Annotated in this window: 14 protein-coding genes; 8 read left to right on the top strand and 6 right to left on the bottom strand. The window is 72.8% G+C overall.

Annotated features, from left to right (window positions below):
* A complete protein-coding gene (gene dtd, locus ACV7NM_RS15275) occupies positions 1–426 on the bottom strand; it encodes a D-aminoacyl-tRNA deacylase (protein WP_136213713.1) in 426 nt (141 codons plus the stop codon).
* A gap of 132 nt (positions 427–558) precedes the next feature.
* On the opposite strand from dtd, the gene ACV7NM_RS15270 reads away from it, so the two are divergent.
* The 3 genes from ACV7NM_RS15270 to ACV7NM_RS15260 all read left to right on the top strand — a co-directional run bounded on the left by ACV7NM_RS15270 (position 559) and on the right by ACV7NM_RS15260 (position 3,365).
* Positions 559–1,140: an RsiG family protein gene (locus ACV7NM_RS15270; protein ID WP_463410800.1), complete on the top strand. Its 582-nt coding sequence runs from the start codon at positions 559–561 to the stop codon at positions 1,138–1,140.
* 115 nt (positions 1,141–1,255) lie between these two features.
* On the top strand, positions 1,256–2,500 hold the full coding sequence (locus tag ACV7NM_RS15265; protein WP_463410799.1) for a GNAT family N-acetyltransferase: 1,245 nt from the start codon (positions 1,256–1,258) through the stop codon (positions 2,498–2,500).
* A 97-nt stretch (positions 2,501–2,597) separates the two neighbouring features.
* Positions 2,598–3,365 (top strand): putative protein N(5)-glutamine methyltransferase, encoded by a 768-nt coding sequence (locus ACV7NM_RS15260; protein ID WP_463410798.1) that lies wholly within the window; start codon positions 2,598–2,600, stop codon positions 3,363–3,365.
* 42 nt (positions 3,366–3,407) lie between these two features.
* Here ACV7NM_RS15260 and ACV7NM_RS15255 read toward each other — a convergent pair whose 3' ends face one another.
* Entirely contained in the window at positions 3,408–3,821 is a 414-nt protein-coding gene (locus tag ACV7NM_RS15255; RefSeq protein ID WP_463410797.1) for a VOC family protein, read from the bottom strand.
* A 10-nt stretch (positions 3,822–3,831) separates the two neighbouring features.
* Entirely contained in the window at positions 3,832–4,272 is a 441-nt protein-coding gene (locus ACV7NM_RS15250) for a helix-turn-helix transcriptional regulator (RefSeq protein ID WP_463410796.1), read from the bottom strand.
* Positions 4,273–4,371: 99 nt separating this feature from the next.
* Here ACV7NM_RS15250 and ACV7NM_RS15245 point away from each other — a divergent pair, with 99 nt between their 5' ends.
* From ACV7NM_RS15245 to ACV7NM_RS15235, 3 genes are all read left to right on the top strand, one after another.
* The gene (locus ACV7NM_RS15245) at positions 4,372–4,764 is read left to right on the top strand and encodes a helix-turn-helix domain-containing protein (RefSeq protein ID WP_463410795.1); all 393 of its coding nucleotides are present in this window, start codon (positions 4,372–4,374) and stop codon (positions 4,762–4,764) included.
* A gap of 64 nt (positions 4,765–4,828) precedes the next feature.
* Positions 4,829–5,395 (top strand): hypothetical protein, encoded by a 567-nt coding sequence (locus tag ACV7NM_RS15240; protein WP_463410794.1) that lies wholly within the window; start codon positions 4,829–4,831, stop codon positions 5,393–5,395.
* Between the two features lie 157 nt (positions 5,396–5,552).
* Complete coding sequence (locus ACV7NM_RS15235; RefSeq protein WP_463410793.1) at positions 5,553–5,891, top strand: DUF2516 family protein; 339 nt, start codon at positions 5,553–5,555, stop codon at positions 5,889–5,891.
* A gap of 143 nt (positions 5,892–6,034) precedes the next feature.
* On the opposite strand, the gene ACV7NM_RS15230 is transcribed toward ACV7NM_RS15235, so the two are convergent.
* The 3 genes from ACV7NM_RS15230 to ACV7NM_RS15220 form a co-directional block, all read right to left on the bottom strand.
* A complete protein-coding gene (locus ACV7NM_RS15230; RefSeq protein ID WP_463413950.1) occupies positions 6,035–7,297 on the bottom strand; it encodes a PP2C family protein-serine/threonine phosphatase in 1,263 nt (420 codons plus the stop codon).
* A 289-nt stretch (positions 7,298–7,586) separates the two neighbouring features.
* Positions 7,587–8,714 (bottom strand): C40 family peptidase, encoded by a 1,128-nt coding sequence (locus tag ACV7NM_RS15225; protein WP_463410792.1) that lies wholly within the window; start codon positions 8,712–8,714, stop codon positions 7,587–7,589.
* A 242-nt stretch (positions 8,715–8,956) separates the two neighbouring features.
* Positions 8,957–9,769, bottom strand: a complete 813-nt coding sequence (locus ACV7NM_RS15220; protein WP_463410791.1) for a class I SAM-dependent methyltransferase — start codon at positions 9,767–9,769, stop codon at positions 8,957–8,959.
* A 229-nt stretch (positions 9,770–9,998) separates the two neighbouring features.
* On the opposite strand from ACV7NM_RS15220, the gene mshA reads away from it, so the two are divergent.
* Together mshA and ACV7NM_RS15210 are read left to right on the top strand one after the other, a co-directional pair.
* The gene (gene mshA, locus ACV7NM_RS15215; RefSeq protein ID WP_463410790.1) at positions 9,999–11,381 is read left to right on the top strand and encodes a D-inositol-3-phosphate glycosyltransferase; all 1,383 of its coding nucleotides are present in this window, start codon (positions 9,999–10,001) and stop codon (positions 11,379–11,381) included.
* Positions 11,374–11,871 carry a type III secretion system chaperone family protein gene (locus tag ACV7NM_RS15210; RefSeq protein ID WP_463410789.1) on the top strand — a complete coding sequence of 166 codons (498 nt, stop codon included), beginning with the start codon at positions 11,374–11,376 and terminating at the stop codon, positions 11,869–11,871. Before mshA ends, ACV7NM_RS15210 begins: the two co-directional genes overlap by 8 nt.
* Positions 11,872–11,899: the final 28 nt, after the last annotated feature.

Raw genomic sequence — 11,899 nt, 5'->3', positions numbered from 1 at the left:
TCAGATGTCGATGACGATGGTGAACGGGCCGTGGTTGGTGAGCGAGACGCGCATGTCCGCCCCGAACCGGCCCGTCTCCACCGTCGCGCCCAGCGCGCGCAACTGCGCCACCACCTCGTCGACCAGCGGCTCGGCCACCGGGCCCGGCGCGGCCGCGTTCCAGGTGGGGCGCCGGCCCTTGCGGGCGTCCCCGTAGAGCGTGAACTGGGAGATCACCAGCAGCGGCGCGTTCACGTCGCTGCAGGACTTCTCGGCCTCCAGGATGCGTACCGACCACAGCTTGCGGGCCAGTAGCGCCGCCTTCTCCGGAGTGTCGTCGTGGGTCACCCCCACCAGGACGCACAGCCCCTCGCCGACGATCTCCCCGACGGTCTCGCCGGCCACCACGACGCTCGCGCCGTCCACCCTCTGCACCACTGCTCGCATACCACCTGTGTACCAGGCGTGCACCCGTCCGGGGCCGATCGGGTGGCGTGGGACTGCGTCGGCACCACGGTCAGTGGCACGATGCAGGAAGGCGGTGCCCCCAGCACCGGTCGAGGGGACGGACACGAACGCATGAACACCTCTGGTACCTCCGTACCTGTACCCGCGTCACCCGCGTCATCCACGTCGTCGGCGGGCCGGCCGCCCGCCCAGCGCAACGGCGACGACCCGGGAATGACCATCCCGGCCACCGCGCTCGGGCTGCCGGAGCTGCGCGCCCTGCGCCGCGACGCGCAGCGCGACGAAGCCGATCTGAGCTACGTGCGCAGACTCCTGCACGGCCGCATCGACATCCTGCGCGCCGAGCTGGCCCGGCGTACGGACCCCGAGACGCCGGTGGTGGACCGGCTCTCGGAGATCCTCGCGGACGCCCCGTCCAGCCGCAGCGCCTCCGCCCGGCACGTCACGCTCGGCACCCCGCAGAGCGAGGAGTCGCGGCTGCTGGCGGCCGAGATGCTGTCGGACGTGGAGCTGTCGGACCTCGGCGCGCGCACGGACGCCGAGCTGCACGAGGCGATGGCCCGGCTGATCCGCTACGAGCAGCAGGTGTCGCGGCGCAGACAGCAGTTGCAGCGCATGGCGGACGACTCCAGCGCGGAGATCACCCGGCGCTACCGGGAGGGCGAGGCGCAGGTGGACGACCTGCTGGCTTAGCGCGGCGCGGGCGCCATCGCGCGGTGGCCGGCCCACGGCGCTCACCGCGCGCGGGTGGCGGACCGCCCGGAAAATCAAGCGACCTCGGCCGGGCGGACGGCTAGCGTGGGCGGCTATGAGCGCTGACATCCGGCCGATAGCCGAAGCGGAACTCCGCGAATGGGTCCAGACCGTGAACACCGGGTTCCTGATGGCCTCCCGGGTGACCGACTCGGATGTCGCACAGCGCGCCAAGCAAGGTGGTCTCGCCCGTACCCAGGGCGGCTTCGACACCGACACCGGCCGGTGCGTTTCGACCTTCCGCTCCTTCGCCCAGCGGCTGACGGTGCCCGGCGGGGCGGCCGTGCCCGCCGCCGCGGTCACGAACGTCACCGTGCTGCCGACGCACCGCCGCCAGGGTCTGCTGACGCGGATGATGGCCGCCGAGCTGGCGGCCGCCCAAGAGCGCGGCGACGTCGTGGCGACCCTCATCGCGGCCGAGTTCCCGATCTACGGGCGTTACGGGTTCGGGCCCGCGGCGAGCACCTGCGAGTGGGAGATCGACGTACCGCGCAGCGGACTCGACCCGCACCGGTCCGTGCCCGCCGACGGCGGCCGGATCGACCTCGTGGACGGCGCCGAAGTACGGCGAGTGGGGCCCGCCCTGCACGAGCGGCTGCGCGCGGCGACGCACGGCGCGGTCGACCGGAACGCGCGCTGGTGGGACCTGTTCACCGGCGCGGAGGAGATGTCGTCCAACCCGTACCGGGAGAAGTTCTTCGCGGTGTACCGCACGGCGGACGGCGAGGTGGCGGGACTGGCCGGTTACCGCGCCGACGACAAGTGGACGGACGCGAAGACCCCGCAGAACACCCTGCGGGTGCAGGACCTGATCGCGCTGAGCCCGGCCGCGGAGCGCGCGCTGTGGCACTTCCTGTGCTCCATCGACTGGGTGCAACAGGTACGCACCGGCTACCGCGCCCCCGACGACCTGCTCCCGCGCCTCCTGCCGGACCCGCGCGCCGCCCGCCTCGTCACCGCCGCGGACTTCCTGTGGGTGCGGGTGCTCGACGTCGTACGGGCGTTGGGGGCGCGGACGTACGCCGTGCCGGGTGTCCTCGTCCTGGAGGTGACGGACCCGGCGGGCCTGTCGGACGGGCGTTACCGGCTGGACGCGGGAACGGGGGAGTGCGCCCGTACGCGCGAGCCGGCCGACCTGCGGCTGGACGTCGCCACGCTCGGATCGCTGTACCTCGGCGACGAGTCGGCGGTGCGACTGGCGGCCCTCGGCCTGATCGGGGAGGAGCGGCCGGGCGCGGTGGCACTGGCGGACGCGGTGTTCCGCACGGCACGCCGGCCGTGGTGCCCGGACATGTTCTGAGCGACCCTCACCGTGCACGGCCGGCCGGCGGCGCCCGTAGCATCGCCGGCGAGGACGGCCGAAACCGAGGACTGTCTAAACCGAGGACTGGGGATACGTGGCGACACTGGTGGAGCTCCTGCGCGCGGCCGGTTGCGTGTTCGCGGAGGAGGAGGCGGCACTGCTGACGGAGGCCGCCCGCGACGAGGACCACCTGGCGGAGCTGCGGGCGCGCCGGGTGGCCGGCGAACCGCTGGAGACGGTCGTCGGCTGGGCGGAGTTCCACGGGCTGCGCATGGAGGTGGGCGAGGGGGTCTTCGTACCGCGCCGGCGCAGCGAGTTCCTGGCGCGGCAGGCGGTGGCGCAGGCCGGTCGGGGCGCCGTGGTCGTGGACCTGTGCTGCGGGGTGGGCGCGCTCGGGGCGGCGGTGGCCTCGCGGGTCCCGGAGGTCGAGCTGCACGCGGCGGACATCGACGCGGGGGCGCTGGTGTACGCGCGGCGCAACGTGGCGCCGTACCGGGGCCGGGTCCACCAGGGCGACCTGTACGCGGCGCTGCCCGCCTCGCTGCGGGGGCGGGTGGACGTGCTCGTGGTCAACGCCCCCTACGTCCCGACCGAGGAGATCGCCTTCCTGCCGACGGAGGCGCGGGACCACGAGCCCCTCGCCACCCTGGACGGCGGCCCGGACGGCGTGGCCGTCCACCGCCGGGTCGCGGCGGAGGCCGCCCTGTGGTTGTCCCCGGGCGGCCGGTTGCTGATCGAGACGAGTGCCCGGCAGTCCCCGCTGACGGCGTCGGCCCTGACGTCGGGCGGCCTCGCGGTGCGCGCCGTCACCTCGGACGAGTTCCACGCCACCGTGGTGATCGGCACCGCCCCGGTGGCCTGACTCCCCGGCCCGGGGGCCCGACTCCCCGGCCCGGGGCGTGGGCTAGGCCGCCGCCGGCGCCTGGTTGATGCGTACGAGGTTGCCGGAGGGGTCGCGGAACGCGCAGTCGCGCGGTCCCCACGGCTGGTCGATCGGTTCCTGGAGCACCTCGGCGCCCGACGCCCGTACCTTCTCGAACGTCGCGTCGAGGTCGTCGCTGCGGAAGACCACCATCGGCAGGACCCCCTTGGTCAGCAGCTCCTGGAGCGCGTCGCCGTCGACCTGGGAGCGGCCCGCGTGCGGTTCGGAGATGACGATTTCGAGGCCCGGCTGCGCGGGGCTGCCGAGGGTGACCCAGCGGTAATCGCCGGAGGCGACGTCGTTGCGGACTTCGAGGCCGAGTGCGTCGCGGTAGAAGCCGAGCGCCTCGTCCACGTCGTTGACGGTGATGTGGCAGTACTGGAGGGAGATGTTCATGCCGTCCACGCTAGGCGGCGGCAGCGGGGCCCGCTTCTTCGATCCTGCTCGGTGTTTCCCGGGTCGGCCGGGTGTACACCTTCGCCACACAGGCGGGCATGGCCGTCACCGCGCGGTGCTCCCGACCGCGGTAAGCGCTGGGCGTCTCTCCCATGATTTCGGTGAATCGCGTGCTGAACGAGCCGAGTGAGGTACAGCCGACCGTCATGCACGCGTCGGTGACGCTCATGCCGCCGCGCAGCAGGGCCATCGCCCGCTCGATCCGGCGGGTCATCAGGTAGCTGTAGGGGGTCTCGCCGTAGACGGCCCGGAACCGCCGCGAGAAGTGCGCCGGTGACATGAGTGCGTGGCGCGCCATCGTGGGTACGTCGAGGGGGCGGGCGTACTCCCGGTCGATCAGGTCCCGCGCCCGACGCAGGTGCGCGAGGTTGGCGAGTTCTTGCGGGTCCATCACCCGACGGTATCACCGGGGTCTCCGTCGAACCGGGCCCGTGGGAGCTATTGCAAGCGGCTGCTTGCAATAGTTAGCGGGGTGGGGCAGCATGGGCGCATGGCATCGCTCAACGTCGGAAATCTCGGCGAGTACCTCCGTGAGCAAAGGCGGCAGGCCCAGCTTTCGCTGCGGCAGCTGGCCGACGCGGCGGGGGTGTCGAATCCGTACCTGAGCCAGATCGAGCGCGGGCTGCGCAAGCCGAGCGCGGACATCCTGCAGCAACTGGCCAAGGCGCTGCGGATCTCCGCGGAGACGCTGTACGTGCAGGCCGGGATCCTGGACGAACGGGATCGCGACGAGGTGGAGACGCGTGCCGTCATCCTCGCCGACCCGTCGATAAACGAGCGGCAGAAGCAGGTACTGCTCCAGATCTACGACTCGTTCCGCAAGGAGAGCGCCGCAGAGGCAGATCCGGTCCGGGCCGACGACGAGCAGCCCCAAGCGGACTGACGCACGCGGACCTCAAGCACGAAGACCTACGCACCAACCGACTGTGATCCGGGAGGACCAGCACATGGCCATCGCCGATGACCTGAAGAAGACCCTCACCGACCCGACCCCCCTCTACTTCGCCGCCGGCACCGCCGACCTCGCCGTGCAGCAGGCGAAGAAGGTGCCCGGGCTGATCGAGCAGCTGCGCGCCGAGGCGCCCGCCCGCATCGAGGCCGTCAGGAACACCGACGCGAAGATCGTGCAGGAGAAGGCCAGGGAGGCGCAGGAGGTCGTCACGGCCAAGGTCGCCGAGGTCCTCGGTGCGATCGACCCGAAAAAGCTGGGCGAGACCGCGCAGGACCTGGCCCTGCGCGGGGTGGGCGTGGCCGCCGAGTACGCCGTACGGGCGAAGGAGACCTACGACAAGGTCGCCGAGCACGGTGAGCAGGCGGTACGGGCCTGGCGCGGCGAGGTCTCCGATGAGATCGTCGACATCGCCGCCGTCGTGGAGCCGGACGTACCGGCCCAGTCCGGGCCCGAGGCGCAGTCCGCCTCCGCCTCCTCGGACGAGGAGAAGGCCGCGAAGAAGCCCGCCGCCCGCAAGGCCCCGGCCAAGAAGGCCGCCGTCGCGCCCGGCGAGGAGAGCTGATCGCCAGGCCGAGCGGGGCCGAGTGAAGCGATGACGGACCGGGCACCTGGAAGGTGCCCGGTCCGTTGTCCTTGGTGAGGGCGGCTCTGCCAGTAGCGTGGAGTCAGGCGGTATCGGGCGGTATCAAGCGGCGGATGCGGGAAAAGGCGGTCGGGCGATGTTGATGAACGGTTTCGACAACGGGGTGCTCCCCCTGCTCGGCTTCGCCATGCTGGCGCTCGCCGTCGTGGCCTTCGTGCTCGCGCTGATCGCGCGCGAGGACGCCTACCGGGCCGCGGACAAGCAGACGAAGACGTTCTGGCTGGTCATCCTCGGTGTCACGGTCCTCATGGACTTCTTCCTGGGGATGCTGTTCCTGGAGATCGCCGGTCTGGTGGCCAGCATCGTCTTCCTGGTCGATGTCCGGCCGGCCCTCAAGCAGGTCTCGGGCGGTGGCCGGCGCAGTGGCGGCAGCAGCAGCGACGGCCCGTACGGGCCGTACAACGGCGGGCGTTAGCCGGCTGCTGCCGGCGGCCAGGCGTCGGCGACTCCGCGCCGCGCCGGCGCCGCAGCGGACGGGCCCGCGCCGGAGTTCCCGCGGATCAGGGGTGCGCCTTTCGGCGCCGGCCGGGTCAGCGGACCAGGGCGGCGCCGGCCGGGTCAGCCTTCGGCGCGGGAGAGCAGCACCACGGCGACGTCGTCGGTGAGTTCGCCGCCGTTGAGTCGGCGGGCCTCGGTGACGGAAGCCTCCAGCAGGCCTTCGCCGCTCAGTCCGGCGTCGAGGTGGCGGTTGATCATCGCGACCATGCCGTCCTGGCCGAGCCGCTCCCTGCCCTCGCCGACGCGGCCCTCGATCAGGCCGTCGGTGTAGAGCATCAGGCTCCACGCACCGCCCAGTTCGACCTGCCGGCGGGGCCAGCGGGCCTTCGGCAGCAGTCCGAGCGCCGGACCGCTGCTCTCGTACGGCAGGAGCCGGGCCGTGCCGCCCGCTCGGACGATCAGCGGCGCCGGGTGGCCGGCCAGGCACAGTCCGGCGTGGCGGCCGTCGGGGGAGATGTCCACCGTGCACAGCGTCGCGAAGATCTCCTCGCAGGGCCGCTCCACCTCCAGCACCTGTTGGAGCGTGGCCAGCAGGTCGTCCCCGCACAGACCGGCGAGGGTCAGCGCGCGCCAGGCGATGCGCAGCTCCACGCCGAGGGCGGCTTCGTCGGGGCCGTGGCCGCAGACGTCGCCGATCATGGCGTGGACGGTGCCGTCGGGGGTGCGGACGGTGTCGTAGAAGTCGCCGCCGAGCAGGGCGCGGCTGCGGCCCGGGCGGTAGCGGGCGGCGAAGCGGAGGTCGGAGCCCTCGAGGAGCGGGTTGGGCAGCAGCCCGCGTTCGAGACGGGCGTTCTCCTGGGCGCGCAGTTTCGATTCTGCAAGCTTGTACTGGGCGATGTCGGCCCGCTTTCGCTCCACGGCGTAGCGGATCGCACGGCTGAGGAGACGGCCGTCGAGTTCGTCGCGGAAGAGGAAGTCCTGGGCCCCCACGCGGACGGCCTCGGCGGCGCGCTCGGCGTCGGCCTCCGCGGTGAGGACGAGCACGGCGTGGCGCGGGGCGAGACGCAGGACCTCGCGGAGGGTGGCGAGCGGGTCGTCCTTGTCACCGCCGGGGTGGGGCAGGGAGAGGTCGAGCAGCACGCACTGCACGTCGGGGGTGAGGAGCCGGGCCGCCTCGGTGAGGTTGCGGGCGGTGCGGAGCCGGATGCGGTGGCCGTCGGCGTGGAGTATCTCCGGGACGGTGAGGTCGCCGGCGGGGTCGTCCTCGATGACCAGGAGGGTCAGGGAGGGCGCGGGGGCCGTCGGGGCCGGGGCGGCGGGCAGGACTGCCTGGCCGACCTGCGTGACAAGGGTGTCCCGCTGCCGCGGTACGGGTGCGGGCATCGTCTCCGGTTCCTTCGCTCCCCCCGAGGGTGCGCTCATGCGCTTGACCCTAGCGGGCCGGTGCGGGCGGGGGAACGGCGGCGCGGGACGGAGCCCGCGTCATATGCCGTTATCGCGGGGAAAGCCCGGACGCGGGATGACCAACGTCACGACGCGGGTCGCCTCGCGTCCCGCCCATCGAGACGGCGCCCCGCCCCTCCGGAGCTCCCGGATGCCCGCACCCCGACCCCATCCGATCCGCCCGGCCGATCCCACCATCCGCCCGGCCCGGGCGGATCGCTCCGCCCGGTTACGCGTCCGGGCGGACCACCGCCTTGATCGGCATCGAGCCCGCACCGGCCAGGGTGATGTTTCGGCCCGGGCGCGGTGCGTGGATGATCGCGCCGTCACCGACGTAGAGGGCGACGTGACTGGCGTCGTCGAAGTAGATGATCAGATCGCCCGGACGCATGTCCTTGATCGCCACCTTCGGCAGCAGCCGCAACTGTTCCTGCGAGGTTCTCGGGATGCCCCGACCGGCGGCCAGCCACGCCTGCGAGGTCAGCCCGGAGCAGTCGTACGACTGCGGGCCCACGGCCCCCCACTCGTAGGGCTTGCCGACCTGGGCGGTGGCGAACCGGATCGCCTTCTTCCCCGCCTCCGAGGCCGCGCCGTTGATCTCCTTCAAGACGCCGGACGACAGCCAGGCCGCCTGCGCCTGGCGCTGCGCGTCCTGCTCCAGCTGGAGCAGCCGGGCCTTCTCCTCGGCCTCCAGCTTGCTCTCCAGCTCCTGAGCCGCCTTGATCTTCTCCTCGATCTCCTTCTTGGCGGTCTCCTTCTTGACCCGGTTCGCCTCCAGCTTCTGCCACAGCGCGCTCGCGTCCTTCGAGTACCGCTGGAGGTCGCTTTGGGTGCGGTTCAGCTCGGCGAGCAGGTCCGCGGTGGCCTTCTCGCCCTGCCGCAGCCGGTCCGCGCCGTCCAAGTACTGGCTCGGGCTGCCGCTCAGCGCCAGGCGCGCGCCCGGCGGCAGCCCGCTGGAGCGGTACTGGGCGCGGGCCGCGGCGCCCGCGCGGTCCTTCAGCGAGGTGATCCGCTCCCGGCCGGCCGCGATCTGCTTGGCGAGCTCCACGACCCGTTCGGACTGCGCCTTCGTCTCGCTCTCCGCCTGGTTGTAGGCGTCCGTGGCCGTCCCGGCCTGGCGGTACAGCTCGTCGATCTCCTTGCGCACCTGCTCCAGGGACTTGGTCCCGGGTTCCGGCGCCGTGGGCGCGCTCGGCGCCGCGGGAGCGGTGGGAGCCCCGGGAGCGGTGGGCGCGCTCGGCGCCGCGTACGCCGTCCCCGTAAGGCCGAGGGCCGGCGCGCTCGCCAGGACCGCCATCGCGCACAGCAGCGTGAGAGCGGAGACGCCTCGCCGTCGCGCTCGCTTCACGGTCCCCATGGTTCCCCCCAGGCGCCCCAAGTCAGAGGAGACATCCCGGACATCACCCGGTATCACATCTGACTATTCATCAGTAACTTGTTGCCGACATCGGGATGGTGCCACGAGTCGGTGGATTCCGACACCCTCTGTGGATAACCCCGGTACCGCCCGACATCGCCCGGGACGCACCGAGTCGCGCCACCCTCACCCCTCCCGGCTCAACGGTCGGTTGCCAACACCGGTTCCCCGATGGGCGATCTTCACCCCGCCGGGCGCAACGCCTCCCAGCGCACGGTCAGTTCCCCCTGCCGCCAGCGCACCGGGCCGTCCGCGAGCGGCCAGTCGCCGGCCAGCGCCCGCGCCGTCCGTATCCAGCGCTGCCGTGCCCCGTAGGAGGCGTACGGGGCCGCCGCCGCCCACGCGCGGTCGAAGTCGCGCAGGAACGCGTGCACCGGCTCACCCGGCACGTTGCGGTGGATGAGCGCCTTCGGCAGCCGCTCCGCCAGGTCCGAGGGGCGCTCAAGGGAGCCGAGCCGGGTCGCGAAGGTCACCGTGCGCGCCCCCTCCGGGCCGAGCGCGACCCAGACGTGGCGCCGCCCGATCTCGTCGCACGTCCCCTCGACGAGCAGCCCGCCCGGGGCCAGCCGTGCGCACAGCCGCCGCCACACCGCCTCGACCTGCTCCTCGTCGTACTGGCGCAGCACGTTCGCGGCGCGGATCAGCATCGGCGCCGCCCCGCCGTCCAGCGGGACCTCGAAGCCGCCGTGCCGGAAGCTGAGCCCGTCGCGCTCGTACGGCTTCGCCCCCGCCACCCGCGCCGGCTCGATCTCGATGCCGACCACCCGCACGCGCGGCGCCGCCTCCCGCAGCCGGTCCAGCAACTCGACCGCCGTCCAGGGCGCGGCCCCGTAGCCGAGGTCCACGGCGACCGGCGCCTCGGCGCGCCGCAGGGCCGCCCCGTGCGTGGCCGCGATCCAGCGGTCCATCCGGCGTAGACGGTTCGGGTTCGTGGTCCCGCGCGTGACCGTGCCCACGGGGCGTCTGGGGGGCGGTGGGGTGCTGCGGGAAGCCATGCGCCGAGCGTATGCGGAGCGGGCGGAGGAGCGGAAAACGCGCCGGCGCCCCCTCTCCCCGTAAAGGGCGCCCCGCTCTCCCCATAAAGATCGGGAGGAAATCCGTCCACCCCGGAATGCGGGACGCGTCCATCCGGGTTGCACTCCTTGCAGGGCGCTGACCGCGCTCCGCGAGCCATGCCCTACCCCATGCCACCAGCGCGCCGTCCGAGCGAGAGGAACTGCTCCCTTGAGCCAGTACGTGTCCCGCCTCGGCGGCAGTATCAGCGGCCGCATCGCCGCCGCCCGCTCGACACGCCACGAGCCGCCCCGACTGCGGCTCCCGGCCGTGGGCCACTCCCGCAAGCCCCGCCGCGTCGCCATGCTGAGCGTGCACACCTCACCGCTGCACCAGCCCGGCACCGGCGACGCCGGTGGCATGAACGTGTACATCGTGGAGCTCGCCAAGCGCCTGGCCGCGATCAACATCGAGGTCGAGATCTTCACCCGGGCCACCACCGGCGGCCTGCCGCCCCGGGTCGAGCTGGCGCCCGGCGTCCTCGTGCGGCACGTGGACGCGGGCCCGTACGAGGGCCTCGCCAAGGAGGAGCTGCCGGCCCAGCTGTGCGCCTTCACCCACGGCGTGATGCAGGCCTGGGCCGGGCACCGCCCCGGCTACTACGACCTCGTCCACTCCCACTACTGGCTTTCCGGCCACGTCGGCTGGCTCGCCGCCGAACGCTGGGGGGTGCCGCTCGTACACGCCATGCACACCATGGCCAAGGTCAAGAACGCGGCGCTCGCCGAGGGAGACGCCCCCGAGCCCGCAGCCCGCGTGATCGGCGAGACCCAGATCGTCGCGGCGGCCGACCGGCTCATCGCCAACACCGCCGAGGAGGCCGACGAGCTCGTCCGGCACTACGAGGCCGACCCCGGCAAGGTCGCCGTCGTCCACCCCGGCGTGAACCTGGAGCGCTTCACCGTCGGCGACGGCCGGGCCGCCGCCCGAGCCCGCCTCGGGCTCCCACAGGACGCCGTCATCCCGCTCTTCGCCGGCCGCATCCAGCCGCTCAAGGCCCCCGACATCCTGTTGCGCGCGGTCGCGGAGCTGGTCGACCGCGATCCGTCGCTGCGCGCGCGGCTCTTCGTACCCGTCGTCGGCGGCCCCAGCGGCAGTGGCCTCGCCAAGCCCGAGGGGCTGCAGAAGCTCGCCGCGAAACTCGGCATCGCGGACGTCGTCCACTTCCACCCGCCGGTGGCGCAGGACCGGCTCGCCGACTGGTTCCGGGCGGCGAGCGTGCTGGTCATGCCCTCGTACAACGAATCCTTCGGGCTCGTCGCGATCGAGGCACAGGCCACGGGCACCCCGGTGCTCGCGGCCGAGGTCGGCGGGCTGCCGGTCGCGGTCAACGACGGCGTGACGGGAATCCTCGTACCCGGACACGACCCGGTGGACTACGCGCGCGAGCTGCGCCGCTTCCTGGACGAGCCGGGGCTGACGGACCGGATGGGGGCCGAGGCCGCGCGGCACGCGCAGTTCTTCGGTTGGGACACGGCGGCGAGCGGTACGGCGGACGTGTACACCGCGGCGATGCATGATCATCGCCGTCGCGTACGCTCCCACCATGGCTGACGCAGACGCTGACACCACCGCGATCGTCGAGGCGACCCTCTCCGAGGCCGGACTGGACTGGGAGAGCCCGTCACCGGGCTCGTACGTCGTCCAACTGCCCGGCACGCGGAAGCTGAGCACCACCTGCTCGCTGAAGGTCGGCAAGCACTCCCTGTCGGTGAACGCCTTCGTCATCCGCCACCCCGACGAGAACGAGGCCGGCGTCCACCGCTGGCTGCTGGAGCGCAACCTCAAGCTGTACGGGATGGCGTACGCGGTCGACGGCCTCGGCGACGTCTACCTGACGGCGCGGCTGCCGCTGAGCGTGGTCACCCCCGCAGACCTGGACCGCCTTCTCGGCACGGTCCTGGAGGCGGCGGACGGCGCGTTCAACACGCTGCTGGAACTCGGGTTCGCGAGCGCGATCCGGCGCGAGTACGACTGGCGCGTCTCGCGCGGCGAATCGACCCGCAACCTGGACGCGTTCCGGCACTTGACGCGCCCCGCCTGACGCGCTTCGGCCTGAGCCGCCCGGCCTG

This window comes from Streptomyces sp. Tek67B01, from assembly GCF_055231995.1.
Note: the sequence above shows the minus strand (reverse complement) of the source record. Positions and strands in the feature narration are given on the sequence as shown.

Coding starts and splice junctions, on each gene's coding strand:
- ACV7NM_RS15255 (WP_463410797.1), bottom strand. CDS start 3,821: ATGAACATCTCCCTCCAGTACTGCCACATCACCGTCAACGACGTGGAC.
- ACV7NM_RS15225 (WP_463410792.1), bottom strand. CDS start 8,714: ATGGGGACCGTGAAGCGAGCGCGACGGCGAGGCGTCTCCGCTCTCACG.
- ACV7NM_RS15270 (WP_463410800.1), top strand. CDS start 559: ATGAACACCTCTGGTACCTCCGTACCTGTACCCGCGTCACCCGCGTCA.
- ACV7NM_RS15210 (WP_463410789.1), top strand. CDS start 11,374: ATGGCTGACGCAGACGCTGACACCACCGCGATCGTCGAGGCGACCCTC.
- ACV7NM_RS15250 (WP_463410796.1), bottom strand. CDS start 4,272: ATGGACCCGCAAGAACTCGCCAACCTCGCGCACCTGCGTCGGGCGCGG.
- ACV7NM_RS15220 (WP_463410791.1), bottom strand. CDS start 9,769: ATGGCTTCCCGCAGCACCCCACCGCCCCCCAGACGCCCCGTGGGCACG.
- ACV7NM_RS15240 (WP_463410794.1), top strand. CDS start 4,829: ATGGCCATCGCCGATGACCTGAAGAAGACCCTCACCGACCCGACCCCC.
- ACV7NM_RS15235 (WP_463410793.1), top strand. CDS start 5,553: ATGTTGATGAACGGTTTCGACAACGGGGTGCTCCCCCTGCTCGGCTTC.
- dtd (WP_136213713.1), bottom strand. CDS start 426: ATGCGAGCAGTGGTGCAGAGGGTGGACGGCGCGAGCGTCGTGGTGGCC.
- ACV7NM_RS15230 (WP_463413950.1), bottom strand. CDS start 7,297: ATGCCCGCACCCGTACCGCGGCAGCGGGACACCCTTGTCACGCAGGTC.
- ACV7NM_RS15245 (WP_463410795.1), top strand. CDS start 4,372: ATGGCATCGCTCAACGTCGGAAATCTCGGCGAGTACCTCCGTGAGCAA.
- ACV7NM_RS15265 (WP_463410799.1), top strand. CDS start 1,256: ATGAGCGCTGACATCCGGCCGATAGCCGAAGCGGAACTCCGCGAATGG.